Genomic DNA, 26980 nt, shown 5'->3' with positions numbered 1-26980 from the left:
TACCTTGTTGCTTTACGTTGGGAAGAAACGAGCAGCGACAACACAACACTGCCCGCAATAAAAACTACGGTATCGCTGTGCACTGCACCTCGCCAAACTGTCCACTGTGGTTACCCTGGAAACCAAAGGTAATGGATTGATTCGGCGCCAGTTGTTGGTTGTAACTAACGCCCGATGCCTGTACGGATAAGCCGGACGTCGCACTGCTAAACTCCGCATTCCAGCCATTGACGAAAATAACCGGCTGGCTAAAGGTGAGTTCTACGCGCCACTGCGTTACGGTGTCGGTACCGGTATTTGTCACAGTGATCGGGTTCAGCACAAAGCCTGAATTCCACACGTCCTGACCGGAAACTGCGCATTGAATATCACCACCCTCTACCGGTTCCTGAATATTTAGAACGATGGCATCCTGAACGCTCAGTTCATTGCCTTGATCGTCCAACGCCACCACAACAATGTTCATCACGCCTGGGACAGACGGTGCCGTCACCGGAATCATGGTTGCCGTGGAGCCAGCCACCACCAATGCTTGGTCAACATAAACGTTCACGGCGCTGATAAATCCGGTTTGCAGCACGAGTGTCACAGTCGCGTCGGTATTGACGTCACTGCCAGTCACGGGGGATGTAATCGACACGAACGGCACCTCAGGTGCCTCCACATTAACAGACGCCGTGGCTACATTGGATTGCGCGCCATCGTTGTCTATCGCGACAAACTTAAAGCTGTCGTTGCCGACATAATCCGTGTTCGGGGTATAGGTCGCTGTAGCGCCACTGACAACGACAGTCCCATTAGACGGTGCGTCGGTGACGGCAAAACCCACCACAGAACCATCACTGTCGGAGCCTGACAGAGTGATATCCACCACCGTATTGAACGATGTAGAGGCCGACACATCGCTGGCACTCGGTAAACAATTCACGTTGGTATCGCCACCACACCCGGCGGAAGGTTCCTGACCAAACACCAAACTGTCACCGTCGTATAACGCAATTTTTGGCGCGGTCACATGAGCGTTGCTGTAGTTATCCCAGGACGGGTCATTGCTGTTGTCCCACTCCGGTGCGTTTGAATTGGACGGCAAAGCCAACCGGAACTGCACTTCTTTTTTCGAGGCCGACTGACCACCAGGGTAAATGTCCACTCCGGAAAAGGAGACATCTGTGTAATAGAGGTTGTCTGTTGGATCGCCCCACACTTGCAATTGCGATGCCCCGCTACCCTGGTTGTAGGCGGTACTGACAGTGACGTCGGACAGCGAATAACCCGCCGCGAAGACTTCACTCAGATCAACCCAATAACGGAAATGCAGCTGATCACTCGATCGCGCAGGCCAAGCCGTGTGATTGTGCACGCGGGCGCTGATTTCAATATGACGGCTGCCTTGCGAGTTCACCTTGGCATCAACAAAGAACTCCTGGTCTTTTACTTCCGCTGCCGGAAATTGAGAATCCGGAATGGGTGTGCCACCGTATTCACCCGCCAAACGCGCCAGTGCTGACGTAAAGCCAGCGTTATAGTCAGTCGCGACTTCGTTTTTGGTGTAATCGCTGCGGCTGTCAGCGTAGGAGTCATCCGCACCTGGTCCGCCCACCAGCGCGCCGACCAGCAAGTGCCGGTTTTCAACGGGCGAGCTGATGCTGTCGTTCCAAGAACCATGTGCCGTGCGATGGTGAGGTTTGGTCGGATGGTTCGCACCATAACCGATCTGATAGCTAATGTTATTCGGGTTGTCCCCCAGAATATAATCGATCTGACGCTTAGCAAACTGATGATAGGTTTGCGCTTTGGCAGCTTTTTTACCGGCAGTCGTCAGATGGTCAGCGTATACCAGGGCCAGGAAAGCGGTATTCGCCGCGTATCGGTTAGCTCCCCAGGTATCCAGCCAGGCGAGCCCGCCTGGGGTATAGGTTATGCGCTGGCCTTGATAGCCAACGGTCCAATAATCCAGCCAACGTTCCGCGTCGGTTTCGTATTCAGCGCCCTCTGTTAATGCGGCCAGAAGAACATAACTGCCGTAGCTTTTGTCGTCCCAGGCCTGGCCCCATTTGTAAGACTTCAACGTCGATTGATTTTCAGTATTCAGGAATGCGTATTCGGATTTTGCTTTGTCCAAATAGGTACTGTTACCCGTTGCCCGATAAAGCCATATCGCGCCCCAGACCAACTCGTCCTGATAACCACTCCATGAATTATAAAAAGCCTGAGCATCGGTGATGGCATCCGAATACTTGCCCCGGTACTGATCGGCAAACGCATACAGCTGTTCGGCATGTTGACGTAATTGAGCAGCATAGGCAGGCTCGTCACCTGCAAACACCATCGAAATGGCGGCCAACGCGGCGGCGGTTTCTCCGGCCAGGTCCGAACCCGGGTTTTGTGCGTCGACTTTGTATGACGGACGCGCCATGCGCATCACTTCAGCAGATCCCCACCAGGAGTGATCGGTGGAACCTTTACCCACCTGGCCGTACAACTCGTTAGGACCGGTATGGGCCTTGAGAAAGTAATCCGCGACAAATCGCAGGTTATTCTTAATGTGGTCCAGTTGATTCGTTTGCAAATAGGCATCACGGTAGTCAACCACACCCCAAGCCAACATGGTGGCGCTGGCGGCCATCGGGAAGCCAAACTTCACGTGGTCGCCAGCGTCGTACCAGCCACCGGTCAGGTCAACTCCGTTGTCCTGTCCGTCTGACAACCCGGAAGGACCCCGCCACTCATTGCGGTTCCAATCCGGCAGTACACCCGATTGTTGAGCTTCGTAAAAGTAAATCGATTTTTGCAGAGCTTCTGCGTAATTTTCAGCGGCATGGACACCCAAAGCGGGCAGACAGCCAAGACACAGTGTAAGCGCTTTCATTTTGATGCTATATTGCTTCATCTTTTTTGTTTCCTAATGGCGTAGTTTTTATGGTTTATTAACATCGCAGATGGAGACAACTGAGCGGTATTCAGCCGGTTATTTTTATTAGTGCTAAATTACCTTTTTAAAATATTCGATCGCCAAAACCAATATTAAGGTCGACCTAATATTCTAAACTAGACTAAAATACCGATTAAGGAGTGAACAATAAATAAGCAAAGCTGAATTTTTTGAACTGCATCACAAGCCGGTTGTCAGGACACACGAAACTCGTTGGTCCCTGCTTCACTGAGCGCAGAAAAACGGGTTTATTTGATAATGGATAGCGAGGGGTATAGCAGGGGTCAAGCGCCCCTGTCAGAAAAGCCACTATGACACGCAGATAATCAGTTATTAATATCGAAGATATCCAAAAGTTGTTGGGCGCTGTCACTGTTCTCCAACACCTCGTATACCGCCTTCATATATTTCAGTTCAACTTTAATGTGGTCCAGAGACATATTGGATAAAATAGGTGAAAGATCATGCAACATAGGGTGCGTTTTCCTCTTTTCGCGAATGATCCTTCGTTGACGGGACACTTCCTTTTCCAGGTATTCAATGTGAGCGGCCAGCGTTTCTAGCGCCATTTCCCGCGGCAGTGCGTGCAAAAACGACAATCCCAACGTTCGCGGGTCATCATTAAATCCACTCAGAAAATCACGAATTTCCTGATGCAATAACTCGCGCCCCTTGTCGGTGATCGTGAAATTATTGCGGATCGGACGGTTACCGACTTGCTCTTCATTACCCCGAATAAAGTCGTACTTACTTAGCCAACCTAATCGGTTGTAAATGGAACTGACATTAATGTTCGCCCATTTATTCAGCTCATGTTCCTCAATAAACATTTTAATGTCGTAGCCATGCTGCGGATTTTTTTCGAGCAAACCTAAGATGATCAAGTCGTAGCGATTCATATGAGTCCAATTAGCCTTATAGTTTTTATGTTATTACTGCGTTGACGTAAAGCGTTCAAATCAATTTGGCGATATTAACACTCCTTGTCTCATGATTTCATCATCCTTCGTAACCCGTCACCACAAGCGTTGTGATGTATTCAACCATTACACCATGCAGAACAGATCATCGGCGATCACTGAATAGGCTGAACCGCCTGCATTGGAAATGACTGATCAACAGTAAGCAATGAAACCTGGAACAGATTCTGCTTTGTTTTTATCTCAGAACAAAATTAACCTTTGAATGAAATTTTTTGCACCAATAAGTCACTTTTAGTAGCAATGAATTTCCTTACGAGTGCAACTGTTACGACATGAAACGTAAACAACACGAGTCACATCATCATCTCGATGAGGGCCACACGCTCAGCGAGTGGTTCGACGAATAGCCTTCCCTTAGCGAAACTTCGGTTTCGATCTTCTGTTACTTTTGGTCCCGCTGACATTGAATGCCTGTTTTGCGTTCGACGTTTAAACGCGAAATGAATTCTCTTTCAGTCTGACCAAACTCAAAGTCTGCGCACAGCTTTTATATTCTCCAAACTATTTTTTTGGTGAATAGGTAGTGCCTGTGCGCTAACAAAAAAACAGCGTTGGCTGGATCGCGCTGATAAGAAAAAAAGTGCCAATACTGGCAACAGGTAAGAGAGAACACTATGAATCTATCTATGAAAAAAACAATTGCAGGAATCGGTTTAAGCATTGGCCTGGGTACGGCCATCGGAGCCGAGCCCACACTTTTATTGATCGGTGGTGCTTTGAATGAAAACGCCGATATCATTTCGCGATTTGTCAACCTCAGCGGCGGTAATGCCGGTGCCGTTGGCGTGATTACCGCCGGCTCTTATCCGTATGATCTGGACTGCCAACAATACGGCACCAGTACCAGCGGCGGGTGCAACGACCCTACTGTGAGCAATTCGAAAATGAACGCTAACTATTATGTCGATCTGTTTCAATCTTACGGTATCGATGCCTATTGGATCCCTGTGGATGCCGCCACCATTAACAACGCGAATGACCCCGCGGTGGTGAACCTGATTGCCAACGCGACCGGTTTGTTTTTCAGCGGTGGTGACCAAAGCCGTTACCTGGAGAGCTTCATCCACAATGGTCAAGACTCCGCCGCAATGACCAAAATCCGCCAACAATACAACAGTGGCAATGCCGTGATTGCCGGCTCCTCAGCGGGCACTGCCGTCATGGGCGATGTCATGATCACCGGGGGATTGTCATACAACGCATTGCGATATGGGGCCTATCAATTGGGCACAGAAGTCGACCCGGATGACCTCACTTACACGCAACCGGGCTTTGCTTTGTTTAACTATGGGCTGATCGACACACACTTTAGTGCGCGTGGACGCGCGGGTCGCATCGTTGAATTAGCCTATGATCGTAACATCGATACCGCCTGGGGCATCGATGAAGAAACCGCGTTGTTGATTGTCGGTGCCAATGGCACCGCAGCAGATGGCGAAGTGATCGGAGTGGGTGGTGTGCATCGTTTCGATCTGAGTCAATCCTATACCGGCAACAGCAACAGTTATGAACTGTACAACGTGGTCTGGACCCACGGGACGGATCAGGACCTTATCGATCTGCACACGGGGCTGCTGAGCAATACGCGCGCGCAACCGTCTGCAAGCGGTCGTGCATCCATTTCCCGCGATGTGTTTTCCAGTACTTCCCCGAGAGAAATGATCGGCATGGGAATCTCGCTCGCGCTGAGCAGCGACCGTAGTGTGATTGGTCAAACCAGAGAGCGCAGCCCGCGCTATGCGGTCCGCCTGTCGAAGAGTGCCGATTTTTATGCATTTGGTTCCAGCAATACTTCTTTCGATGGTATGCGACTGGATATGTACAACAAAAGCGTCACGCCGGTGTCACTGCCATAACGGATCTGGGGGCGCCCACATTGGGCGTCCTGTGTCGCCCAGGGCAAAGCGGAAAAGTGAAGGCGTCGTAGTACTGCGCCGAACATTTTTTAAACGACGGCTGCAGCGATTCGCTTCTTTGTTTTTTGCATGCCCCACTAGTGTCCTGAGTCTAAAGTTCGTATCGTTTCAGAGCTCATGGGAAGCGCTAGTACAAGGCGCTCTTTGTAGAGAATATCGAGATCTTTTCAAGAAGATCAACGCTGTAATCGTGTTTTCCATGAGCTCCATTTGGGCGCGTCATTCAAGCTCTCTAGCGTTGTTCTGTCTCTTGCCAATGGAATAACCATTAACTGCGAGACACGCCTAGCTATAGAACTTGAATGGCACGCTGAATTCATGCGAACTTCTGACTCAGGACACTAACTTGATTTGCGTTTCAACCAAATGCCCAACGCGATATGCAGCAGCCCCGTAAAATACAGAAAGCCAATAACCGGTAAGCCAACCGCGTAATTCGAAAACTGCGCTTTCAAATCCAGTTCGCTGAATGGCTCAGGTAGCGGATAGTTATGCGCCACCAGCAACACGAACAGAGTGATGGATGCACCAATCAAAAAGCTTAAGCCTGCCGCGAACCAACGCATGGACGTTGGATACAACCACAACGACACCAGATAACACAGCAGCACAGGCAGACCATAGGTTTGCATCATCGCGGCAATCATAAACAAGCCACTCACCTTCAAAAAGCAGGCAAAACTGACGATGTAAATCAAGACACCAAGTACGGTAAAACCGAGAATAGCGACACCTTTGCGGACACCGCCCGATTGAGCGACGGCATTGCGGGCTTGAATTTTTTCAATGTCCTCGGCGGTTAATTGATGCAGGAAAAAACGATGGGTAAGCGGTTGGTACAACGGCAAGATCATCAAACCGGTCAGCACCGCACTGGGGATGGCCGCTAACGGATGCGCGGTAAAAAAACAACTGATGACCATCACGGGTAGCAACCCATAGAGTAAAATTTGTCGTCCTGCGTTCTGCCCGCGCAACATCATCACACCCGACATGCCATACAATACCGCCGACAACAGAGTAACCGAGACAGACACCCAAACCGGAATACCATTATCCTGCAGCAATGCCAGCGCGCGTTCACTAAGCGCGAGATAAACACCTCCCGCCAGACTGAACAAACTGCTGACAACGAACAACCAGCTGATGATCGTAACCGCTCTTGGGCGAGGCATGACGTCTGTTTTAGCGATATTCAATAGAGCGTAATCCAATTCACTTCCAATTCAACGGCCATCTCTAACTCTTCCTCGATGGCCGATTTCAACCGTCGAATCTTCACATTATCCAACAACCCGGACGACACCACTTCCAAATAAATCCGCGCCGGTACCCGAGTGCCCAACACCTTGACAGAGCGGATTTCCAAATCGGATGTGGGCAAGTGTTCAATACCCCAAACAATCGACGCCTCTTTGGCAAGCTGGTGGAAACTGACAGCCAGCGGAATACTGACCAACGCAACCGAAATCAACGCAGTCACAATACCTTTGCGAGCACGTGAAAAAGGCGCAAAGCCGAGCAGCAAAAAGGTCGCGGATGCGGAAAATACGATACCAGCAAGGTTGGTCACAAACAGCAATAACGCCCCGCCGGCGACCCGAAAAGACAGCCAGCCCAGCCCGATGCCGACAACCGCCAGAGGCGGCACCAGCGCGACCGCAATGGCAACCCCGGCAAGACTTTTTGCTGCCTGTGCACGGGCATAGGCATAGGCACTGGCAATTCCGGAAATAATGGCGATCCCCAGGTCCAAAAGCGTTGGCCGCAAGCGTGCGGAAATTTCGCTGGTCTCTATTTGCAACGGCAACCAAAACGACAATAACATGGCAAAACCAACAGCCATGGCAAAACCAATAAACAGGGTTTTTGCGCTGGCCACCATCAGGTTTTCGTCTTGCCGCGTAAACGCCATGGCCAACGAAACAATGGGCGCCATCAGCGGCGCGAGAATCATGGCACCAATAATCACCGGTGCTGAATTCGCGTACAGACCAAAGCTGGCGAGCAAGGTCGACAGCACCATAAAGATCAGAAAGGTACTGCTCACTTTGGCATTTTCACGCAACTGCTGGTATAGCTCGCGGAAGTCTTCAGTGGCGGCGTGAGTAATCCACGGAAGCGGATCACCCGACAACGCGGTTACGGACTCCTGCGCCGATGGCAGCTGTTTAATCTTGCGGGTTTCTTTATGACGCGCACCGGTATTTAACAGGGGCGATGTGGCATCCACCGCCAGCCGCAGACTTTTCTCGTGTACCTCAAAAACCGCTCTGCGCTCAGTCAATGTCTGTTCGTCCAGACGGCATTCAAATTCAACCGGGCTTTCAACCAGCAACTGTTTCGAGCGTAACACGCCGATAAAGCCGGGTTGCTTAGTGGCACGGGAAAGCGATGCTAACACCACATGGTTCAGCATTTCCTGAATACTTTTTGGCGCAACGATCAGCGAATAAAACAGACCGTCATTTGCGTAATTTTCCGTCAGCAAATTTTTTGACAACCCAGAATTCAACACATGCGCCGTGGTCGTAATACCGACGGCAGCGGTTTCGATTTGTGTTTCGTTGGCGGTCGTCAGTTTAAAAGGCTGAGGGCGATAGTCCCGCAAGTGACGCAACTGATGCCACGTGCTTTGCAGCCGTTGCCAGAGGTTTTTACTGTGCCCCCCAGGTTGATAATTAAAGGCTTTACCGATCACGGCCTTATTCAGCACCAATTGATCGTTACAAAACAACAGGTCGACATTAACCACGGTCCGTTGTTGAAAATCGTCAGGCAGTGGGCCGCTTTTAGATGGCAAACAAAAACCCCGGCAACCGTGACGTGATTGCAGATGTGTCAACAGATGCACAACCGCTTCGGTCTGCCGGTTAGCGGTCAGCAGCGCCCTCAGTTCCGGGTCATCCAGGTACACCACCCAGTGGTCAAAATCAGCCAGAAACGACTGATCCTCCGGCCAGCGCAACACACATAGGGTGTGAGAATCGGGCAATAGCCGAGCCAGCAACTCACTGCTGGCGTCGGCAGAATTAATAATCAGGCAACAGTTCACACATCTTTCCTTGTGGTCTAAACAGCCCTAAGGATACCTCAGTTTTCGAACATGTTCCCATGTGCGATGCCGAAGGATATTAAAACCCTACGACTAATTATGGTCGACGGCGCCCCGGGGCGGTCTGCTATAGTGGTCAGAAAAAAGAAGATCATGGCAACAGACGCGATACGACAAATTGACAGCCGCCAGCAATATTGGCAACGCAATAAGGGCCTGTGGGTCATTGCATTTTGTTTGTGTGTGCTCACAATTTTGAGCCTGCATCAGGTGCTCTATCAGCGCGGCTTCCAACGCATTCTGAACTCCGCCGCCGAACAAGCACGCCAAGAGCTGGTGCTGCAAATTGAAATTCTCGAAAGCCACCTCGAAAAATACCGGCTGTTGCCGGTGTTAATGGCACGTCATGGCGAGAAAATCGACATTCAACGCACAGATGTGAGCACCACCTGGTTGAAGCAATTGGCCTATGTGACCGGCGCGCATGACGTTCTGATTCTGTCGGATGGCGGCGATTTGCTGCATTCGGCTCGGCATGATGTCCGCCACTACCCACAGCTGAGTGCCACCAACCTGGTGATCGCCCCCAAAGAAGCCCGACTCGGACGACAATACCTCTATCTCGATGCCGAAACCCAGCTATACGGTTTTTCCTCAACCCTGACCCGCAACACAACCGAGCGCTACATTTTGGTGTTTATGGTGGATCTCGCGCAGGTGTTTGAATCCTGGTCGTTGTCAGGCACCGCCATATTGGCGTTTGATGACGGCGGTGCCATAGCTTTGGCAAGCGAACGGAATTGGATTGGCCGCACCCGAACCGATGTCGACCGCTTTGGGCAAAACCCGGATTACGTAATGGCCGCGACCGATCTGGAAACCATGGGCTGGCATATATTGGCGTATCAACCCATTGAACGAATCTTCCTGGTGCGCCAGATGTGGTACGCCAGCGCCCTGGCGGTGCTGTCTATTGTGATCTTTTTTACACTGTTTATCCGGCGCCGAGAGCTGCAGGTGAAAGCTGTCTTGCGGGACCGCTTGTACGCCGCCGAACTGGAACGGCAAATTAATTTCCGTACTGCGGAATTGCAAAGCGCCAACGAGAACCTTACCGAAGAAGTCAGCGAACGTCGGCGTGCCGAGCAACAGCTAAAGGCCACCCAAAAGGAGCTCATACACTCGGCAAAACTCGCCACCATCGGGCAAATGAGCACCACCTTAAGTCACGAATACAACCAGCCGTTGGCCGCGATGCGCACCTACGCTGACAACGCCCTGCAATTCATTCAACGCGGCCGCACAGAACCCGTGGAGGAGAACCTTCAGCGCATTATTGCGCAGACCGATCGTCTCGGTGATTTATCTAAAACGCTGATGAGTTTTGCTCGCAAACCCGATGACGAATTTGATCAGGTCAACCTGTCGGCCTGCATCAGCGAAGCAATTATGCTGATCCAGCCGCGCCTGAGCAAAAGCGACATCCAGATTGACAATCAGGTGGCCGCGAACACACTGGTGACCGGTCGCACGGTTCAGGTCAGTCAGATTCTGGTCAATCTGCTGATCAACGCCATTGATGCAATACGGTCACGTTCGGGCATGGGTGGTGAACAACGTATCCGCATCCGCAGCCAGTCGGATACGAAATCGGTGTGCATCCAGATAGAAGATTCCGGACCAGGCATTGAACACGACAAACTCGACACGATATTTGACCCATTCGTCACCACTAAAGGCAATGGCCAGGGGCTTGGGTTAGGACTTTCCGTAGTCAAGGACATAGTGCGCGATCATCATGGGCAGTTAACCGTAACCCGTTCCGACCTCGGTGGTGCCAACTTTCAAATCACGTTGCCCCGCTGGCCGGGTACCCAGGGAGATGCCAATGACACTCAGTCTTGAACAGCTGCAACAGGACGCCACGCTCTGGTTAATCGATGATGATCCGGACTTGCTGCATGCGCTGCAGCAAGGGTTGGAGTTGAGCGGATTTCATGTGCAGGCATCGACCGAACCGGGTGATCTGCTGAACCGCGTTTCGACCGATACCTATGGCGTCATCATCTCGGATATTCAGATGCCCAACGCCAACGGCATGGAGCTGTTGTCCGCAATTGCGGAGCTCGATGCGGCACTGCCGACTATTTTAATGACAGGCCACGGCGACGTACCGCTTGCTGTAGAAGCCATTCAAAAAGGCGCCTATGACTTTTTGGAGAAACCCTTTCCGGTGCAGCGCCTGGTTGACGTGGTTAAGCGGGCTTTGGAAAAACGGCGCCTGGTGTTGGAGAACCGCAGTTTGCGGCAATCCCTGGACGACCATGACCCGCTCAGTCAGCGCTTGGTTGGTCGTTCCGAAGGTATTGTTTATTTGCGGGAACAGATTGAGGCATTATCAGACACCAATGTCGATGGTCTGATTATTGGCGAAACCGGCAGCGGCAAAGAAGTGGTCGCCCGCGCCATTCACGATTTTTCAGCGCGGAAAAAGGCGCCTTTTGTGGCCATCAACTGCGCCGCCATTCCGGCAGACATGATTGAAAGTGAACTATTCGGGCATGAAAGTGGCGCGTTTACCGGCGCCAGTAAAAAACGCATTGGCAAACTGGAACACGCGCAAGGCGGAACCGTGTTTCTCGATGAAATCGAATCCATGCCTTTGGAGCTGCAAGCGAAAATATTACGGGCCATTGAACAGCGCAGCATCGAACCTCTTGGCAGCAACAAAACCGTCCATCTGGACGTGACTTTTCTCGCCGCCACCAAAGAGGATCTGGACATTCTGGCGAGCGAACAGAAATTCCGCGCCGATCTGTATTACCGGCTGAACGTCGTGACCTTCACTATTCCGCCGCTGCGTGATCGTCGCGAAGACATACCACTGTTATTTTTTCATTTGGCGCGAATTGCGCGCAGTAAATACCGACGTGACATTCCAAACCTGTCGCCGGAGCTGGTGGAACAGCTCACGCAATACCATTGGCCCGGCAACGTTCGTGAATTACGCAATTATGCGGACCGTTTCGTGCTGGGCATGTGGAATGGGTTTGTGCAATCGACACCCACCTCCGCCAGCGGCGATCTGGCCACACGCCTGCACAACTTCGAACGGTCGGTCATCGAACAGGAACTGGTCCGCCAGGGTGGTTCGCTAAAAGCCACATACACGGCTCTCGGTTTATCGCGTAAAGGACTGTACGACAAAATTAAACGCCTTAACATTGAAGTGGATAATCTGGACGGCTAGTCCGGAAAATTCTTCATTGGTCGAGAGCGGTGGGATACCGCGCGAATCCGCATGGGTAGTTTGCTACCCATCGCCAAGCGATCGATGTGTTATTTGCTACCCATCGATGACGTTCAGGTAGCACCGCCGCACACGCGCACCCCTTGTTACCAAACCTTTTCAGCCATAAACCGCTCGCCTGGCACTCACTTTGCAATAACCGTCGCAGGCTAGTCCGGAATGTTCATGACAGTCAAGAGCTGCGGAAAGCAGTGATAGGGTGAAATTTCCGGGCTAGAGCCTCTTACACAACAATAAATACAAGAAGGGTAAATCCAATGCGTAAAATAAATTCAGTCCTGTCAGGGTTAGCAATGATCGCAAGTGCATCTTTTGTCAGTGCGAACTGCGATCCAGGCGAAATCGTCGCTAAATTAAGTCACGTCACCGGGGGGACAACACACCCTAAAGTCGTCGCGGCAAATAACTTTGCTGAACGGGTCAATAAAGAACTGAATGGCAAAATGTGCGTGGAAGTGTATCCAAACAGCACGTTATTCGGCGACAGCAAAGAATTGGAAGCGTTGCTGTTAGGGGATGTGCAACTACTCGCTCCGTCGCTGTCTAAGTTTGGCTCCTACACGGATAAATTTGGCGTGTTCGATCTGCCGTTTATCTTCAAAGACATTGATGCCGCGATTTCCTTCACGCAATCCAAAGAAGGCAAAAACCTGCTCAATGACATGGAAAATGTTGGCTTTGTCGGCCTGGGTTACTGGATGTCCGGCATGAAATATTTCTCAGCCAACAAACCTCTGATTTTACCGAGTGACGCGGCAGGTTTGAAATTCCGAGTACAAACGTCCGACGTTGCCAAAGCGATGATCAAAGCAATGGATGCCTCACCACAACCGATGGCCTTCGCGGAAGTGTACGGTGCGTTGCAGACCGGCGTGGTCGATGGTCAGGAAAACACCTGGTCCAACATCTACACGCAAAAATTCTATGAAGTTCAGGACAGCACCACAGAGACCAATCACCAGCTGCTGGCCTATTTGTTCATGACGTCAACCGAATTCCTGGACAGTCTCGACAAGCAAACGCGGGCAACCTTCATAAAAATTGCCGATGACGTGACGATGGAAGCCAACCTTGCGGTAAAAGCAGCTGAAGCGAAAAACCGTCAGAACATTCTCGACGCCGGTGGCAAAATCAACGTACTGACGCCGGAACAGCGCCAAAAGTGGGTTGATGCCATGAGCCCTGCCTGGAAGCAATTTGAGAAGCAAATTGGCGCGGATCTGATCAAAGCAGCCGCCAGCCACTAAGCCCTGACCTGGCCGGAATCTAATTGGATTCCGGCTTTCCTCATTTTTCTGTTAAGGAGCTGGCTATGGCGGCGTATTGGCCACATTTGTACCTACTCATTCTGGTCGCGGTTCTGTGGATTCTGGAACTGCGCTTTTATAAATTCATGCACCACATTGAAGAGCACTTTCTGATCACCATTGTCGCACTCATCACACTGGTGTCCTTCGGGCAGGTGATTGCCCGTTACGGTTTCAATACCGGTTGGTCGGCCGCCCTCGAATTCAATACGGTACTGTTTTCCTGGTTGATTCTGTTCGGCATGAGTTACGGCATAAAAACCAACCTGCACCTGGGTGTTGATATCGCGTTGAAAGCAATGCCCAAACGTCTGGAGAAAACTTTCAGTTTATTCGGCGCCGTTTGTGTCATGGCTTACGGCCTGATGTTACTCGACAGTGTCTGGCTGGAAATGCTGGGTGTCGATGTCCGCGGCGGTGCCATCGAATATTGGGCCAAGATGTACAAAATTGGTATCGGTGCCGAAGAATTACGCTACCCCGTGTGGGCGCAGGAAATTTTTGGCATTCAAGAACGCTTTCACCGCTGGGTTATCTTGCTGGCTCTGCCACTAGGGCTTGCCATGTTGGTGTTGCGCGGTGCGCAGGCTTTTGTCGATATCGCCACCGGCAAACGCGCGATGTTAATCAGCGCACACGAAGCGGAAGAACTCGTCGAAGAAAACAAAAACATCCTGTCAGACTGAGGTCATTATGGAAGCATTACTGTTATTTGCGCTGGTACTCGGTCTGCTGTTTGCCGGTGTACCGGTGGGTATTTCACTGGGCTTGTCGTCCATACTGTTTATCACGTTTATTTCTCACGACTCGTTGTCGTCCGTGGCCATTACTCTGTTTGGTGTTGGCCAACACTACACCCTGTTGGCGATTCCGTTTTTCGTATTGGCCTCGTCCTATATGTCGAACGGTGGTGTGGCCAAACGGTTAATCACCTTTGCTATCGCTTCAGTCGGGCATTTCCGTGGCGGATTGGCCATGGCGTCGGTTCTGGCCTGTATGATGTTTGCGGCGCTATCAGGTTCATCTCCGGCAACGGTGGTGGCGATTGGCAGTATCGCTATTGTCGGCATGCGCCAAGTCGGCTACAGCAAAGAATTCGCGGCGGGGGTCATTGCGAATGCCGGTACTCTCGGCATTCTGATCCCTCCGTCCATCGTCATGGTGGTATACGCTGCGGCCACCAACGTCTCAGTGGGACGTATGTTTCTGGCGGGAATTATCCCGGGCTTGATTGCCGGGACCATGCTGATGCTCGCCATTTACATCGTCGCCCGTCGGAAAAATCTTCCCGCCGAAGACTGGAAAGGTATTGTGCACTGGTTGAACTCAGCCAAGAACGCCGGCTGGGGACTGTTTCTGGTCGTGATTATCATGGGTGGCATTTACGGCGGCGTCTTCACGCCAACGGAAGCCGCAGCCGTTGCGGCCATCTATTCCATGTTGGTGGCGCTGTTTATTTACCGCGACATGGGACCACTGAAAGAACACCCCTGGGTTAACGAGAATGACAGCCCATTGGCGCAACATGGTTTCAAGGTGACTGTTTACGGCCTGTCTTTCTTTGGTCTTATCGCTATTCTGACGTTCTTTGCCACTGGCAACAGCGATGAGGGCTTTAAAACGCACTATTGGTTCGTTATTGGCGCACTGAGCCTCGCCATTGCGAGCAGTTATCACCTATGGCGCCGCACACCGAATGACTCACTGGCAACGGTGTTAGGCGGCGGTGCCACCATCTGGGCAAGAAACCTGTCGTTAATCTTCCGGAAGTTCATCCCAACCCTGTTCGCTGGCGAGTCCCGTCAAGTCATGATTGATGGCACCCGAACCACAATCATGCTGATGTTTATCATCGCCAATGCCCTGCTGTTTGCGCATACCTTATCGGCCGAACGGATTCCGCAGATAGTGACAGAATGGATGATCGGTATCGGTTTTAACTGGTTTACATTCCTGATAGCCGTCAACATCCTGTTGCTGATCGGAGGCCAATTTATGGAACCCTCCGGTTTACTGGTTATCGTAGCCCCAGTGGTATTCCCGATTGCCATGGAACTTGGCGTCGACCCAATTCACCTAGGCATCATCATGGTGGTGAACATGGAGATCGGTATGATCACCCCGCCCATCGGGCTAAACCTATTTGTCACGTCCGGTATTACCGGCATGAGCCTATCGCAGGTTGTACGCGCGGCCATGCCTTTTGTGGCGGTACTGATGCTGTTCCTGATTCTGGTCACTTACATTCAGCCCCTGTCTACCTGGCTGCCTTACTGGATGATGGGACCGGAAATCATCAACCGCTAACCCGCTGCTCAGATCAGCCCCATGCGCTCGGGGCTGGTCCGAGCCCCCCTCCTTCAGAGGTTCAAACCCTGTCTTTTACAAGCGCTCAACAATCGCGAAATCGGTAAGTGCTTTCGATTAAAATCAACTGGAAATCAGGCTATGACTTGGCCTGCGGGCGTTTTACCGCTATATTTCAGGTCAAATAACAAGATACTGGCTCATGAACGCTCCCGAATATGTTGCTGCCGTTGATTTAGGTTCCAACAGTTTTCATCTCGTGATTATGAAGAACGAGAACAATCGCCTGACGTCTGTCGATTGCCGCAGGGAATTGGTGCGCCTGGCTGCGGGTGTCGATTCTGGCCGAATCAATCACGAAACCAAAGGCCGAGCACTGCGCTGCTTGTCTCACTTCCACGATTATCTCAAATCATTCCCATCGGTTCAGGTTTCCGCCGTTGGTACCAGTGCGTTTCGCAAGTTGAACAACGATCAGAACTTTTTGCGCATGGCCGAAGCCGCTTTGGGCCAGCCTATCCGCATTCTCTCGGGTGATGATGAAGCCCGCTACATTTACCGGGGGGTGTCACAAGGTCAGCCAGAGCAGAAGCGATTTGTTTTGGATATTGGCGGCGGTAGCACAGAAATGATTTACGGTGAAGGGCGCGACCCGGTCGCCGTTGCCAGCCTGGAACTGGGTTGTGTGACCTTAACGTCAGAATTCCTCGATTACGACACGCTGCCACAAAGCCAGCTCAATGCCTGTATGCAGTACGTGGATGATCAATTGGACACCATCGCCGACCGATTCGAAGGGCTGCAATGGGACGACGCCATGGGTTCTTCTGGAACCATCAAGGCGGTCAGCTGGGCCATGCACAATCTCGGTATCGCAGAAGAGGGTATCATCGCCCGTAATCAACTCGACCGTCTGCTGCCGGTATTAACTCAAGCAGGCAATCAGCAGCAGCTGTCTCACCTGCTAGAACTGAATCCACGCCGAATTGCGGTATTTGGTGCCGGCTATATCATCATGCACCGCATCTTTCATAAATTTGATATTCAGAAAATGCGCATCTCCAATAAGGCGATCCGCGAAGGCCTGATCGAAGAACTCATTGCCCCACCCTACACCGTCGATTGACATAATCCTATGCGGGGGCACCGCTAACGCCAAACCAGGAAATGTCCATGAAACTCAATTGCGATCTCGGCGAAAGTTTTGGCCACTGGACCAAAGGTCTCGATGAACAGGCCATGGCTCAGATCGACCAGGCTAATATCGCCTGCGGTTTTCACGCCGGAGACCCTATCGTCCTGGCCAACACCCTGCGCCTGGCAAAACAATACAACGTTGAAGTGGGTGCGCACCCCAGTTACCCGGATTTAGCCGGTTTTGGTCGGCGCAGTATGGCGTTGTCGGCCAACGAACTGCGCCAGACACTGCACTATCAGATTGCCGCCATCATCGGCATGGCTTCGGTACAAGACCTCACAGTCAGTTATGTAAAACCGCACGGAGCGCTGTACAACGACATGATGAAAGACCGTGACATTCGCGCCACCGTTATGCGCGCAGTGGCCGATTACCCACAACCGCTAGCACTGATGCTACAGGGCACACCCAACTTTGAAGACCACCAGCAACAGGCACGGGAAGTGGGCGTGGAATTATTGTTTGAGGCTTTTGCCGATCGATGCTATGGCGATGATGGTTTGCTGCTGAACCGGCAGCAGCCCGGTGCGGTACTCGACGAATCGGCCATGTTAAAACAGGTCGACGGAATCGTTGCCCGCCAAGAAATTATCACTCAAAACCAACAGCGGCTATGCTTTCCCATAGACAGCTTATGCGTGCATGGTGACAACCCGACCGGTGTCGCCCAACTTACCCGAATACGCCAGGTGGTTCACCCTAATGACCATTAACATTGCGTCCGAAAATTCCGTCATTCTGTATCTCGATGATCCAACCGATCCTAAAAACATCACCCGATTAAAACAAATCAACCAAGCCATTCAGTTATCGTTGGGGCCCGACCTCACTACCAGTATCCCGTCCTATCATTCGATACTGGTTACCTTTAACGCCTTAACCACAGATCATGCTCAGATCATTCAAAAACTGAATACACTGCTCAACGACATACACCACCGACCAACGCCGTCGTTGAACAACAGCCAGCTCGTTCGTTTGCCTGTGTTCTACGATGCCACAACCGGTCCTGACTTACCTCTTATCGCCGAACATCACGGTATTGCCATTGAAGATGTCATTACCCGCCATTGCATGACGATTTATCAAGTCTATGCCATCGGCTTTGCACCGGGTTTCGCCTACCTTGGGCATGTGGATGAACAGATCGCGATGCCACGTTTGACCACTCCGCGTGCCACTGTGCCACAAGGGTCCGTTGGGATCGCGGATAGACAGACCGCCATTTATCCAGCCTCGTCGCCTGGCGGCTGGAATATTATCGGCCGTTGCCCTTCAATATTGTTTAATCCTGATGCTGATCCAGTCATGCCTTTTAATGTCGGTGACCGTGTGCAATTCATGCCTATTAACGAACAGGAATATCGTTATCTGGGAGGTGAATTATGAATACATTTCGAGTGAGTAAACCGGGGCCGTTAACCACCATTCAGGATCAAGGCCGTTTTGGTTACGCCCATCTGGGTTTAACTGAAGGCGGGCCAATGGACAAACGCTCCTTTGCACTGGCGAATCGATTAGTGGGCAATCCGGTAGATGCGGCCGCACTCGAAATCACTCTCGGCGGGCTAAAATTGGAATGTCTGCGTGACACCGCCATTGCAGTCACCGGCGCCTTTTGCCCTTTTTCTATCAATAACCAACCCAAAGCACTGTGGCAAAGCCATCCGGTCCGCAAAGGCGATGTCATCAGCATCGGATTTGCTGCCTTAGGTGTGCGGGCCTATTTGTCTGTGTGTGGTGGACTGCGTGAAGCCTCCTGGTTTAGCAGTCAGGCAACAGTTATACGGGAAGGACTTGGCCAGGCGCTTCTGAAAGAGCAGATTCTCGACGCGGAACCCTGCAGCTTGATGCCTCGCTTCAAGCTGGATTACCGCGCCCAGCCGAGCCTGCGTAAGTATGCTGTGATGCAGTTCGTACCCGGTTATCAATGGGCTGCTATCACCGAACAGGAACAACAAAGAATACTCAACTGTGAGTTCTTTGTTGGCAAACAAAACGATCGCATGGGCTATCGGCTCGAAGGTGAAAAGATCAACACACAGCTGCCCCAGTTAACATCGGAAGGCATCTGCATCGGTGCCATCCAAATTACCGGCGACGGCGATCCGATAATTCTAATGCGCGATAGACAAACCATTGGCGGGTATCCAAAAATCGGTTCGGTGATCAGCTCAAGTCTGGATACGCTGGCGCAGTTGACCCAAGGCGCCCGTATCCGCTTTGAAATTATCAACGCGGAACAATCTGTTCAGCAATACCGACAGTACTGCCACGACATGGAGCAACGACCGCTGCAAACTCTGCACTACTGACAATTCGCCACAACACATTCGCTGTTGCAAACAGGCACAAAAAAAGCCCGAGTGGTTCCCCATCGGGCTTTTTTAATGAAGGTCTGTTAGTCAACCAAGTATTTTTCAATGCTTTCCAGATCAGCCAACGATAACTGACCGGCTTGCTGTTTAAGCTTGAGCAAGTTCAACAGGTAATCGTAGCGGGCATTATTCAGTGCGTTCTGTGCATTAAACGCGGCCAACTGTGCATTCAACACTTCAACGATATTACGTGTGCCGACTTCATACCCAACGGTTGTTGCCTGCAACGCACTTTCACGAGATTTTAGGGCCTGCTTCTGTGCATCGACATTTTGCGCATCAGCGCGGACGGTTCGGTACAGGTTCGCCACCTGAACCGCGATACCTCGCTTGAGCATCTCAATGTTCTGCTCAGAAATGTTATTCGCAATACCCTGCTTGGCAATTCTGGCCTTGTTGGCACCGCCGTTATAGAGATCAGCATTAATCCGAATACCAAAACTGGCGCTCCAGTTGATTTCGTTTTCATTATCATACAGGGGGATATCCTGTCCAAAACCATCTGAGTAGTCGAAGCTAATGGAACCAGCGACAGAAGGCAGTAAGTTTTCTTTCTCAGCTTTTAAAGACAACTGGCCAACTTCCAAGCCGCGCTGGGCGATGATCACATCAGGGTGTTTGGCAACTGCATAGTCTATCCACTTCTGCTGTCCTTCCGCCGAAGGCGCTTCCACCGGTACATCCGCTGAAATACTCTTAACCCCGTCCGGAATAGAACCAGTCACGGTGTAAAGTTGCTGTAGTGCAATATCGTATTGCGACTCAGCTCGAATCAACCCAACGCGGGTTTGATCGAGTGTTGCGCTGGCATCCAGCACATCCGTAATGGTGACCAAGCCAACGTCATAACGTTGTTGCGTTTGTTCGTACTGACGCTCGACCGCTTCCAATTGCGCGGTGTAAACCGCTAGCGCATCTTTGGCGCGCAGAGCAGTGATGTACTTTTCGGCGACCGAGACCAACAGATTCTGTTCAGCCTGCACGGCCTGCAATTCTTTGATGGTCGCATTAACTTTGACAGCATCGTAGGCTGTAAAAGCAGCTAACACGAAGATGTTTTGATTTAAAGAAATGGAAGCCCCGACGCGTTGATTGTCAAAGTCAGGCAAGAAGGATTCCTTACTGGAATCACTGCCAACGCCATAAGTCGCACTGGCAGAGACTTTAGGCAGAACATTAGCAAAACCACTAATCACGTCCTGTTGTGCCGATTCCGCTTCAAATTGCGCAATCGCCAGCGACGGATCATTCGCCACTGCCTGTTCATAGGTTTCAATTAACGACTGTGAGGCTGCCGCGTGGGTCGTTACTGCTGCCAGGGCCAGGCTAGCGATCAAAGTTTTTTTCTGCATTTGTCCGTCTCGAAACTTGCAATACGTGGGGTAATGAACTCATTATGCCGGTGCCATATCACAGGCACTATAATTTGCACATTGTTTTACTAACTATTGACGGCGAATACTCGCCTATGCTGACTGGAAGCACCAGCGCCAAAAGTCACAACACCGAAACTAATGAGTAAGCATCTATGAAACGTGATACGGAAGGCTTTTCCTTCACGATTGAACATCAGGAACCTTTATACCGGGGTTTCTACCAAATGGATCAACTGACGATCCGGCATCAACGTTTCGATGGCGGACAGTTAACCATAAACCGCGAACTGATGGACAGGGCCGACGCCGTTTGTGTGTTATTGGTCGATTTACCGCAAAAGAAAGCCGTTTTCATTGAGCAGTTTCGAGTCGGAGCACTTCGTGACGGCAACCCTTGGCTCATTGAGTTGGTCGCCGGATTGATCGATAAAGATGAACAACCAGAGCAAGTCGCCAAGCGAGAAGCTTTCGAAGAAACCGGGCTCGAATTAGGTCGTTTGCGGAAAATCATGGAATACCTGCCATCTCCCGGCGGTACCAACGAACGTATTCATTTATATGTTGGGGAAGTTGACAGCGCTAAAGCCAGCGGTTTACATGGACTGGAAGAAGAAGGTGAAGATATCCGGGTATTCACAACCTCACTGCAAGAGGCTTATGAAATGATTAATGATGGCAGCATCCGAAACGCGGCCAGCATCATCGCACTGCAGTGGTTGCAGCTACACGAATCGACATTAAAAGATGAATGGGCATGAAGAGATACATTCCTGACATCGCCAAACATGGAGCGTTGTGCGAAGCCAATTTTGTACGTCTGCAACGGTTGTTGCAGGACTTCGCCAAACCCAGTTATCAATTCAGTTGGCTGGATCAGCACCACAATCGCATTGATGTCCAAATCGACGTACTGGAGCGGTTCAAGTACACCACCACCTTGAAACTGATAAAAACGTTGCACACCGTACCAAAACCCATGAACAGCGTTGAACTGACGGTGCGCCTCTATTCCGATGCACGCATGGCCGAGGTTGTGGAACTGAGTCAGGGTAAGCAATTGGCTGGCGTGTATCGTTACCCGAACGATCAAATGTACCAGATCGATGAGAAAGAACAGGCCAATCATTATCTGGCAGAATGGCTCAGTCACTTGCTGACACATGGCGCAACCCGAGACGAGTGGGTACCAGATTCCAGTCGATAACAGGTAACCGGCTAAATTTTCGTACAGTATTTTGAAGACTAGGTCACGAATAAGACTAAGATTTGTGCAGATTTGATGACTTTGGCTACACTCTTTTGTAATACTACCCGAACAACCTTTTTTGATATGGAACATTGGCAGTAATGCAAAAGGCCTTTACTCTGGTTCAGATCACCGACCCGCACCTTCATGCGACTCAAGAGGGTACTTTGCTCGGGATGAACACTGAAAACAGTCTCAAGTTAATTGTCGACCAGATTCGTCAGGAAGTTTCGGACATCGACCTCATCATTGCGACTGGCGATATCGCACAAGACAGCAGCGTTCAGGCATACAAGAATTTTTTGCGCTTTATCGACCCACTCAATGCCCCCATGCGCTGGATCCCCGGCAATCATGACTCTCGAGCCAATATGACCGAAGCGGTGCAAGGGCTGGACCACGCTGAGCCGGTGTATGTGTTAGGCGACTGGGTCGTTGTCATGCTCGATTCTATTGTGCCAGAGCGCGTTTACGGCAATCTCGCCAAAGACCAGCTGGACATCCTTGAGCAGGCACTAAGCCAATATCCCGATAAATACATACTGGTCACTCTGCACCACCATCCCATCTCAATGCACAGCCGCTGGATCGACCAGATCGGCGTACGCAACCGGGATGCATTAACCGACCTGCTGAAACAACACAGCAATGTGCGCGCCGTTGTCTGCGGGCATGTGCATCAGGAAAGCGACGAATTAGTTAATGGCGTGCGCTTCATGTCAACACCGTCGACCTGCGTTCAATTCAAGCCAAAAAGCCAAGATTTTGGTATCGACTCGCTTGGCCCGGGTTTCCGAAAACTGATACTGAACCCGGATGGCACAATAGACACCACGGTCAGCCGTATCGAAGGCGTGGACTTCGAAATAGATTACTCACAAAAAGGCTATTAAAGCTCGTTTTAACCGGCGGTTTGGCGCTCCCCAGCCTGCCGCCGGTGCTCCACGCTTCTGCAAGGGCCTGTTAACACTAAATTAATCAAGCGTTGTTACGACTTACTTAATCTCCCCCTTTCCGCTATCCTAACCACCTTGTTTTTATTAGTTTTTTTATAAGGCACCGTGGCCGATGAGCAAAAATAACTACTCCGCCGAAGCCATTGAGGTTCTCAGTGGTCTGGACCCAGTCCGTAAACGTCCTGGTATGTATACCGACACCACGCGCCCTAACCATCTGGCGCAGGAGGTCATCGATAACTCAGTCGATGAGGCCCTAGGCGGTTTTGCCAATCAAATTGACGTTGTCCTGTTTAAAGACGGCTCGCTCAGTGTGACCGATAATGGCCGGGGTATGCCGGTCGACATACACCCTGAACACGGCATTCCGGGTGTGGAACTGATCCTGACCCGCCTGCATTCCGGTGGCAAGTTTTCCGGTAAGAACTATCAGTTTTCCGGTGGTTTGCACGGTGTGGGTGTTTCCGTTGTAAACGCCTTGTCGCTCATGCTCGAAGTCACCGTGAAACGGGACGGCCAGATACACCGGATGGCGTTCAAAGACGGTAACAAAGCGACGGATATGGAAGTCATTGGCACTTGCGCCAAAAAAGACACCGGCACCACTGTCCGCTTCATGCCAGATGCCTCCTACTTCGATACGGGAAAATTCCTGGCCAGCCGCTTGCGTCACGTATTAAAAGCCAAAGCGGTACTCTGCCCGGGTTTACGCATCAACTTCCGCAACGAGGAAAAAGACGAAACCGAAACCTGGTACTACGAAGACGGCCTGCGCGATTATTTGCTGGCCAGTACGTCGGTGTTTGAGACCTTACCGGAAGATCCATTTGTCGGTTCGTTTTCCAGTCAAGAAGAGGCCGTAGACTGGGCCGTACAATGGTTGCCCGAAGGCGGTGAGGGTCTGTATGAAAGCTACGTCAACTTGATTCCGACCGCGCAAGGCGGTACCCACGTCAATGGATTGCGGCAGGGCTTGTTGGAAGCCATGCGTGAATTCTGCGAATACCGTAACCTGTTACCGCGGGGCGTTAAGCTGGGACCGGAAGACATCTGGGATAAGTGCTCTTACGTACTCAGTTTTAAAATGCAGGACCCGCAATTTGCTGGTCAAACCAAGGAACGTTTATCGTCTCGCCAGGCATCTGCTTTTATTTCTGGAGTGGTTAAAGACTCCTTCGCACTTTACCTGAATCAACATACTGACCTGGCTGAACAACTGGCCGAGCTGGCGATTTCAAACGCCAACGCGCGTATGCGTAAAGCCAAAAAGGTCGCTCGTAAAAAAGTGACAACCGGTCCGGCGCTGCCCGGCAAATTGGCTGACTGTTCCGGTAACGACGCGATGCGCGGCGAGTTATTTTTGGTGGAAGGTGACTCGGCAGGTGGTTCAGCCAAGCAAGCCCGAGACCGAGAATTCCAAGCTATTATGCCGTTGCGCGGTAAAATCCTGAATACCTGGGAAGTCGACAGCGGTGAATTGCTGGCCAGTGACGAAGTGCACAACATTGCCATCGCCCTAGGGGTTGACCCCGACAGCGATGACATTGAAGGGCTACGTTACGGCAAAGTCTGTATTCTTGCCGACGCCGACTCCGACGGTTTACACATCGCTACGTTACTGTGCGCTCTATTCGTCAGGCACTTCCGCAAACTGGTGGAAGAGGGACACGTCTATGTGGCTATGCCACCTTTGTTCCGTATCGATATCGGTAAAGAAGTCTTTTACGCCCTGGACGACGAAGAGCGCGAAGGCATTCTGAACAGACTGCAGGCAGAAAAGAAAAAAGGGAAAATCCAGATTCAACGCTTTAAGGGTCTCGGTGAAATGAACCCGCTACAATTGCGCGAAACCACCATGGACCCGAATACCCGTCGACTGGTCCAGCTGACGATTGAAGACCCGGAACAGACCATGGAAATGATGGACATGTTACTGGCAAAAAAACGCAGCGGAGACCGAAAAAATTGGCTCGAAAGCAAAGGCGACTTGGCGGATCTCGATTTAACGGTTGAGGTTGATTGATGTCGATTGCAGTCAAAGCTTGCACGATACGAACATACATTGGCCAGTGCGAATGAAGCTTGAACTATGCAAACGGACATTGAACAATGCGAATGAAGTTTGAACAAAGTGAGAAATAAAACTAAACAAATTGGCTAGGGTTTATAGCCGGCAATCTGAGCCAGAAACCTAGCCATTCTTTCGCGCAGTTTTTCAGAAGGAATACGGTTTATCAGTTCAAGGTGTAATGTGAATATGCTTGAATCCGCAAAAAGTTAGGATATGCCTCCTTGATACCCCCAATCGCGCTAGAAGACACTAACGCAATTAAAATACCTTTGCTTCCGACAGCCCTTTTTTCACAGTCAATAAACAAAAGCTCAGCATCTGCAACTTGATCTGATGGAAATAACGTTATCTGGACAACACCTATGTTCGCTTCGACTTCAACTAAGGCATACCCTTCAATTTTAGATTCTTGAATATGCTCGCTGGCGATTTTCAATGATTGCGCATAGGCTTCAAATTTCTCTCTCACAAATAGAAGCTTGGAAAGACTTTGGCATTCTATGCAAGCCGCCAATTCATCTTCACTTTTGATCACTCTCTTGATGAAGTTGATTTTTCAAAGTTACCAAATATCGCACCCATGTATTATATGGTTAAGACGGATTTTGAACTGGAAGTCAAATATAACCGAGGATTTTCGGTAAACGATTTATTTATTGAACAGAGTATGTGAATAACGAGCGGGAATGACTCTGAATTTATTGATTGCAGTGAAAATGTGCTCGCCCAAAAATTTGGTGAAGGTAAAATACAATGTATCGATTACAGAGTCTTTGATAAGAGGTTTATTAACTATGACAAGGAAATTCTCGCTAGAGCGAGATTTAATTTCATGCAAAACCTTATGTTCGAAAACTATGCAATATGTTTAGTAAGACGGTCTAGAAGTAACGATTTTGTCCTACCATACATAACAAATACTATTGTCGATAAGTGCATTTTGTCTACTCTAGACAATGCAAACATCTTCCCTCTGTATCTCTACAATGAATCTAAGGGGAAACAAGGTACAGATTGTGTTTATGATCGGAGACCAAATCTAAATCCACAGATCGTAATGAGAATCGCTGATGAGTTAGGTTTAGTATTCACTGAAGAAAAAGAGCCGTCAAAAGATACTTTTTCGCCTATTGATATACTTGATTACATATACGCAGTTTTACACTCTCCAAGTTACCGTTCAAAGTATATTAATTTTCTTAGAATAGATTTTCCTAAGGTCCCTTACCCTCATAAAAGGAAGTCTTCTTCAAATTGGTGAAATTTGGGACTCAGTTACGCCAGCTGCACTTGATGGGTGATGGAATAATGGAAAACTGTATTTCGTCATATCCTAATGTGGGTAGCAATCTAATTACGAGAAAAATTAATGCTAAGGATTGGGATATTTATGATAAAGAAAAGCAGTTAGGCCGAGTTTGGATAAATAACGAGCAGTATTTTGAGGGCATTCCAATAAAGGTATGGGAGTATTATATTGGTGGCTATCAGCCGGCGCAAAAGTGGTTAAAAGACCGAGCCGGTTGCATCTTAAATTATAGCGACATTATCCACTACCTAAAAATTATCGCCGCACTCCATGAAACTAAGCGCACAATCAGATCTATTGACAAGATAGATCTGGAGTGAAGTGTATACGCCATTGGATCATGCTGGTCTAGATACACGAAGGCATTAAAATATCGGCTTCAGGTCAGACCATCTGTAGATTTGCCCGATGCTTTATACGTCAATCGAGTTCATCAGAACAAGGGTTTTTCGAATGTTATTTGAAGTGGCGATAAGTTTACTCCTTAATCTAGTGACATTAGGCTTGATAATTATTTGAGTAGTGATAAAGAGGAGCGACAGGGGTTTTCTTTAGGGCAGTATTGAAGTTTTATGGATTCTTAATATCCATGATCTCTTTGGCTAATTAAGTGATTGATCAAAGAAATAAATCTCA

20 protein-coding genes and 1 pseudogene are annotated in these 26980 nt (G+C 50.2%); 15 read left to right on the top strand and 6 right to left on the bottom strand.

Going from position 1 to position 26980, the window contains the following annotated elements; genetic code table 11:
* Nucleotides 1-64: 64 nt before the first annotated feature.
* The gene (locus IYN85_RS23285; protein WP_196161364.1) at nucleotides 65-2890 is read right to left on the bottom strand and encodes a glycoside hydrolase family 9 protein; all 2826 of its coding nucleotides are present in this window, start codon (nucleotides 2888-2890) and stop codon (nucleotides 65-67) included.
* A gap of 368 nt (nucleotides 2891-3258) precedes the next feature.
* Nucleotides 3259-3831: a PadR family transcriptional regulator gene (locus IYN85_RS23280; protein WP_196161363.1), complete on the bottom strand. Its 573-nt coding sequence runs from the start codon at nucleotides 3829-3831 to the stop codon at nucleotides 3259-3261.
* 710 nt (nucleotides 3832-4541) lie between these two features.
* On the opposite strand from IYN85_RS23280, the gene IYN85_RS23275 reads away from it, so the two are divergent.
* Nucleotides 4542-5771 (top strand): cyanophycinase, encoded by a 1230-nt coding sequence (locus IYN85_RS23275; RefSeq protein ID WP_196161362.1) that lies wholly within the window; start codon nucleotides 4542-4544, stop codon nucleotides 5769-5771.
* Nucleotides 5772-6172: 401 nt separating this feature from the next.
* Here the strand turns inward: IYN85_RS23275 and IYN85_RS23270 are convergent, their stop codons facing one another.
* The gene (locus IYN85_RS23270) at nucleotides 6173-7045 is read right to left on the bottom strand and encodes a hypothetical protein (protein WP_196161361.1); all 873 of its coding nucleotides are present in this window, start codon (nucleotides 7043-7045) and stop codon (nucleotides 6173-6175) included.
* Nucleotides 7027-8886: a TIGR00341 family protein gene (locus tag IYN85_RS26050; RefSeq protein WP_196161360.1), complete on the bottom strand. Its 1860-nt coding sequence runs from the start codon at nucleotides 8884-8886 to the stop codon at nucleotides 7027-7029. The genes IYN85_RS23270 and IYN85_RS26050 overlap by 19 nt, the downstream gene beginning before the upstream one ends.
* Nucleotides 8887-9039: 153 nt before the next feature.
* On the opposite strand from IYN85_RS26050, the gene IYN85_RS23260 reads away from it, so the two are divergent.
* The 9 genes from IYN85_RS23260 to IYN85_RS23220 all read left to right on the top strand — a co-directional run bounded on the left by IYN85_RS23260 (nucleotide 9040) and on the right by IYN85_RS23220 (nucleotide 19323).
* The gene (locus tag IYN85_RS23260; RefSeq protein WP_196161359.1) at nucleotides 9040-10791 is read left to right on the top strand and encodes a sensor histidine kinase; all 1752 of its coding nucleotides are present in this window, start codon (nucleotides 9040-9042) and stop codon (nucleotides 10789-10791) included.
* Nucleotides 10775-12136, top strand: a complete 1362-nt coding sequence (locus IYN85_RS23255; RefSeq protein WP_196161358.1) for a sigma-54 dependent transcriptional regulator — start codon at nucleotides 10775-10777, stop codon at nucleotides 12134-12136. Before IYN85_RS23260 ends, IYN85_RS23255 begins: the two co-directional genes overlap by 17 nt.
* Before the next feature lie 317 nt (nucleotides 12137-12453).
* A complete protein-coding gene (locus tag IYN85_RS23250) occupies nucleotides 12454-13443 on the top strand; it encodes a TRAP transporter substrate-binding protein (RefSeq protein ID WP_196161357.1) in 990 nt (329 codons plus the stop codon).
* 65 nt (nucleotides 13444-13508) lie between these two features.
* A complete protein-coding gene (locus tag IYN85_RS23245) occupies nucleotides 13509-14189 on the top strand; it encodes a TRAP transporter small permease (RefSeq protein WP_196161356.1) in 681 nt (226 codons plus the stop codon).
* 7 nt (nucleotides 14190-14196) lie between these two features.
* Nucleotides 14197-15810, top strand: a complete 1614-nt coding sequence (locus tag IYN85_RS23240) for a TRAP transporter large permease (protein WP_196161355.1) — start codon at nucleotides 14197-14199, stop codon at nucleotides 15808-15810.
* Nucleotides 15811-16012: 202 nt separating this feature from the next.
* Nucleotides 16013-16936, top strand: coding sequence for a hypothetical protein (locus tag IYN85_RS23235; protein WP_196161354.1), 924 nt, complete (start codon nucleotides 16013-16015; stop codon nucleotides 16934-16936).
* A gap of 47 nt (nucleotides 16937-16983) precedes the next feature.
* A complete protein-coding gene (locus IYN85_RS23230) occupies nucleotides 16984-17721 on the top strand; it encodes a 5-oxoprolinase subunit PxpA (RefSeq protein ID WP_196161353.1) in 738 nt (245 codons plus the stop codon).
* A complete protein-coding gene (pxpB, locus tag IYN85_RS23225; RefSeq protein ID WP_196161352.1) occupies nucleotides 17711-18397 on the top strand; it encodes a 5-oxoprolinase subunit PxpB in 687 nt (228 codons plus the stop codon). Before IYN85_RS23230 ends, pxpB begins: the two co-directional genes overlap by 11 nt.
* Nucleotides 18394-19323, top strand: coding sequence for a biotin-dependent carboxyltransferase family protein (locus tag IYN85_RS23220; protein WP_196161351.1), 930 nt, complete (start codon nucleotides 18394-18396; stop codon nucleotides 19321-19323). Before pxpB ends, IYN85_RS23220 begins: the two co-directional genes overlap by 4 nt.
* Before the next feature lie 86 nt (nucleotides 19324-19409).
* Here the strand turns inward: IYN85_RS23220 and IYN85_RS23215 are convergent, their stop codons facing one another.
* Nucleotides 19410-20738, bottom strand: a complete 1329-nt coding sequence (locus IYN85_RS23215) for a TolC family outer membrane protein (RefSeq protein ID WP_196161350.1) — start codon at nucleotides 20736-20738, stop codon at nucleotides 19410-19412.
* Nucleotides 20739-20914: 176 nt separating this feature from the next.
* Between IYN85_RS23215 and IYN85_RS23210 the strand changes: the two genes are divergently transcribed.
* From IYN85_RS23210 to parE, 4 genes are all read left to right on the top strand, one after another.
* Nucleotides 20915-21520 (top strand): NUDIX domain-containing protein, encoded by a 606-nt coding sequence (locus IYN85_RS23210; RefSeq protein ID WP_196161349.1) that lies wholly within the window; start codon nucleotides 20915-20917, stop codon nucleotides 21518-21520.
* On the top strand, nucleotides 21517-21966 hold the full coding sequence (locus IYN85_RS23205) for a DUF1249 domain-containing protein (RefSeq protein WP_196161348.1): 450 nt from the start codon (nucleotides 21517-21519) through the stop codon (nucleotides 21964-21966). Before IYN85_RS23210 ends, IYN85_RS23205 begins: the two co-directional genes overlap by 4 nt.
* Before the next feature lie 143 nt (nucleotides 21967-22109).
* Nucleotides 22110-22901 (top strand): 3',5'-cyclic-AMP phosphodiesterase, encoded by a 792-nt coding sequence (cpdA, locus tag IYN85_RS23200; protein ID WP_196161347.1) that lies wholly within the window; start codon nucleotides 22110-22112, stop codon nucleotides 22899-22901.
* A 175-nt stretch (nucleotides 22902-23076) separates the two neighbouring features.
* Entirely contained in the window at nucleotides 23077-24987 is a 1911-nt protein-coding gene (gene parE / locus IYN85_RS23195) for a DNA topoisomerase IV subunit B (RefSeq protein ID WP_196161346.1), read from the top strand.
* Nucleotides 24988-25198: 211 nt separating this feature from the next.
* Here the strand turns inward: parE and IYN85_RS23190 are convergent, their stop codons facing one another.
* Nucleotides 25199-25570, bottom strand: coding sequence for a hypothetical protein (locus IYN85_RS23190; RefSeq protein WP_196161345.1), 372 nt, complete (start codon nucleotides 25568-25570; stop codon nucleotides 25199-25201).
* Nucleotides 25571-25753: 183 nt separating this feature from the next.
* Here IYN85_RS23190 and IYN85_RS26535 point away from each other — a divergent pair.
* Nucleotides 25754-26664: pseudogene (locus tag IYN85_RS26535) on the top strand (type ISP restriction/modification enzyme).
* Nucleotides 26665-26980: the final 316 nt, after the last annotated feature.

The organism is Reinekea sp. G2M2-21, from assembly GCF_015687175.1.
Taxonomy (GTDB): domain Bacteria; phylum Pseudomonadota; class Gammaproteobacteria; order Pseudomonadales; family Natronospirillaceae; genus Reinekea.
The sequence above is the reverse complement of the archived record's forward strand: the minus strand, read 5'-3'. Positions and strand labels throughout refer to the sequence as shown.

Bases quoted from the DNA above. Each gene is read 5' to 3' on its own strand.
- IYN85_RS23220 (WP_196161351.1), top strand. From the start codon at position 18,394: ATGAATACATTTCGAGTGAGTAAACCGGGGCCGTTAACCACCATTCAG.
- IYN85_RS23240 (WP_196161355.1), top strand. From the start codon at position 14,197: ATGGAAGCATTACTGTTATTTGCGCTGGTACTCGGTCTGCTGTTTGCC.
- cpdA (WP_196161347.1), top strand. From the start codon at position 22,110: ATGCAAAAGGCCTTTACTCTGGTTCAGATCACCGACCCGCACCTTCAT.
- IYN85_RS23230 (WP_196161353.1), top strand. From the start codon at position 16,984: ATGAAACTCAATTGCGATCTCGGCGAAAGTTTTGGCCACTGGACCAAA.
- IYN85_RS23260 (WP_196161359.1), top strand. From the start codon at position 9,040: ATGGCAACAGACGCGATACGACAAATTGACAGCCGCCAGCAATATTGG.
- IYN85_RS23215 (WP_196161350.1), bottom strand. From the start codon at position 20,738: ATGCAGAAAAAAACTTTGATCGCTAGCCTGGCCCTGGCAGCAGTAACG.
- IYN85_RS23250 (WP_196161357.1), top strand. From the start codon at position 12,454: ATGCGTAAAATAAATTCAGTCCTGTCAGGGTTAGCAATGATCGCAAGT.
- IYN85_RS23285 (WP_196161364.1), bottom strand. From the start codon at position 2,890: ATGAAGCAATATAGCATCAAAATGAAAGCGCTTACACTGTGTCTTGGC.
- IYN85_RS23280 (WP_196161363.1), bottom strand. From the start codon at position 3,831: ATGAATCGCTACGACTTGATCATCTTAGGTTTGCTCGAAAAAAATCCG.
- parE (WP_196161346.1), top strand. From the start codon at position 23,077: ATGAGCAAAAATAACTACTCCGCCGAAGCCATTGAGGTTCTCAGTGGT.
- IYN85_RS23275 (WP_196161362.1), top strand. From the start codon at position 4,542: ATGAAAAAAACAATTGCAGGAATCGGTTTAAGCATTGGCCTGGGTACG.
- IYN85_RS23245 (WP_196161356.1), top strand. From the start codon at position 13,509: ATGGCGGCGTATTGGCCACATTTGTACCTACTCATTCTGGTCGCGGTT.
- IYN85_RS23205 (WP_196161348.1), top strand. From the start codon at position 21,517: ATGAAGAGATACATTCCTGACATCGCCAAACATGGAGCGTTGTGCGAA.
- IYN85_RS23235 (WP_196161354.1), top strand. From the start codon at position 16,013: ATGAACGCTCCCGAATATGTTGCTGCCGTTGATTTAGGTTCCAACAGT.
- IYN85_RS23210 (WP_196161349.1), top strand. From the start codon at position 20,915: ATGAAACGTGATACGGAAGGCTTTTCCTTCACGATTGAACATCAGGAA.
- IYN85_RS23255 (WP_196161358.1), top strand. From the start codon at position 10,775: ATGACACTCAGTCTTGAACAGCTGCAACAGGACGCCACGCTCTGGTTA.
- pxpB (WP_196161352.1), top strand. From the start codon at position 17,711: ATGACCATTAACATTGCGTCCGAAAATTCCGTCATTCTGTATCTCGAT.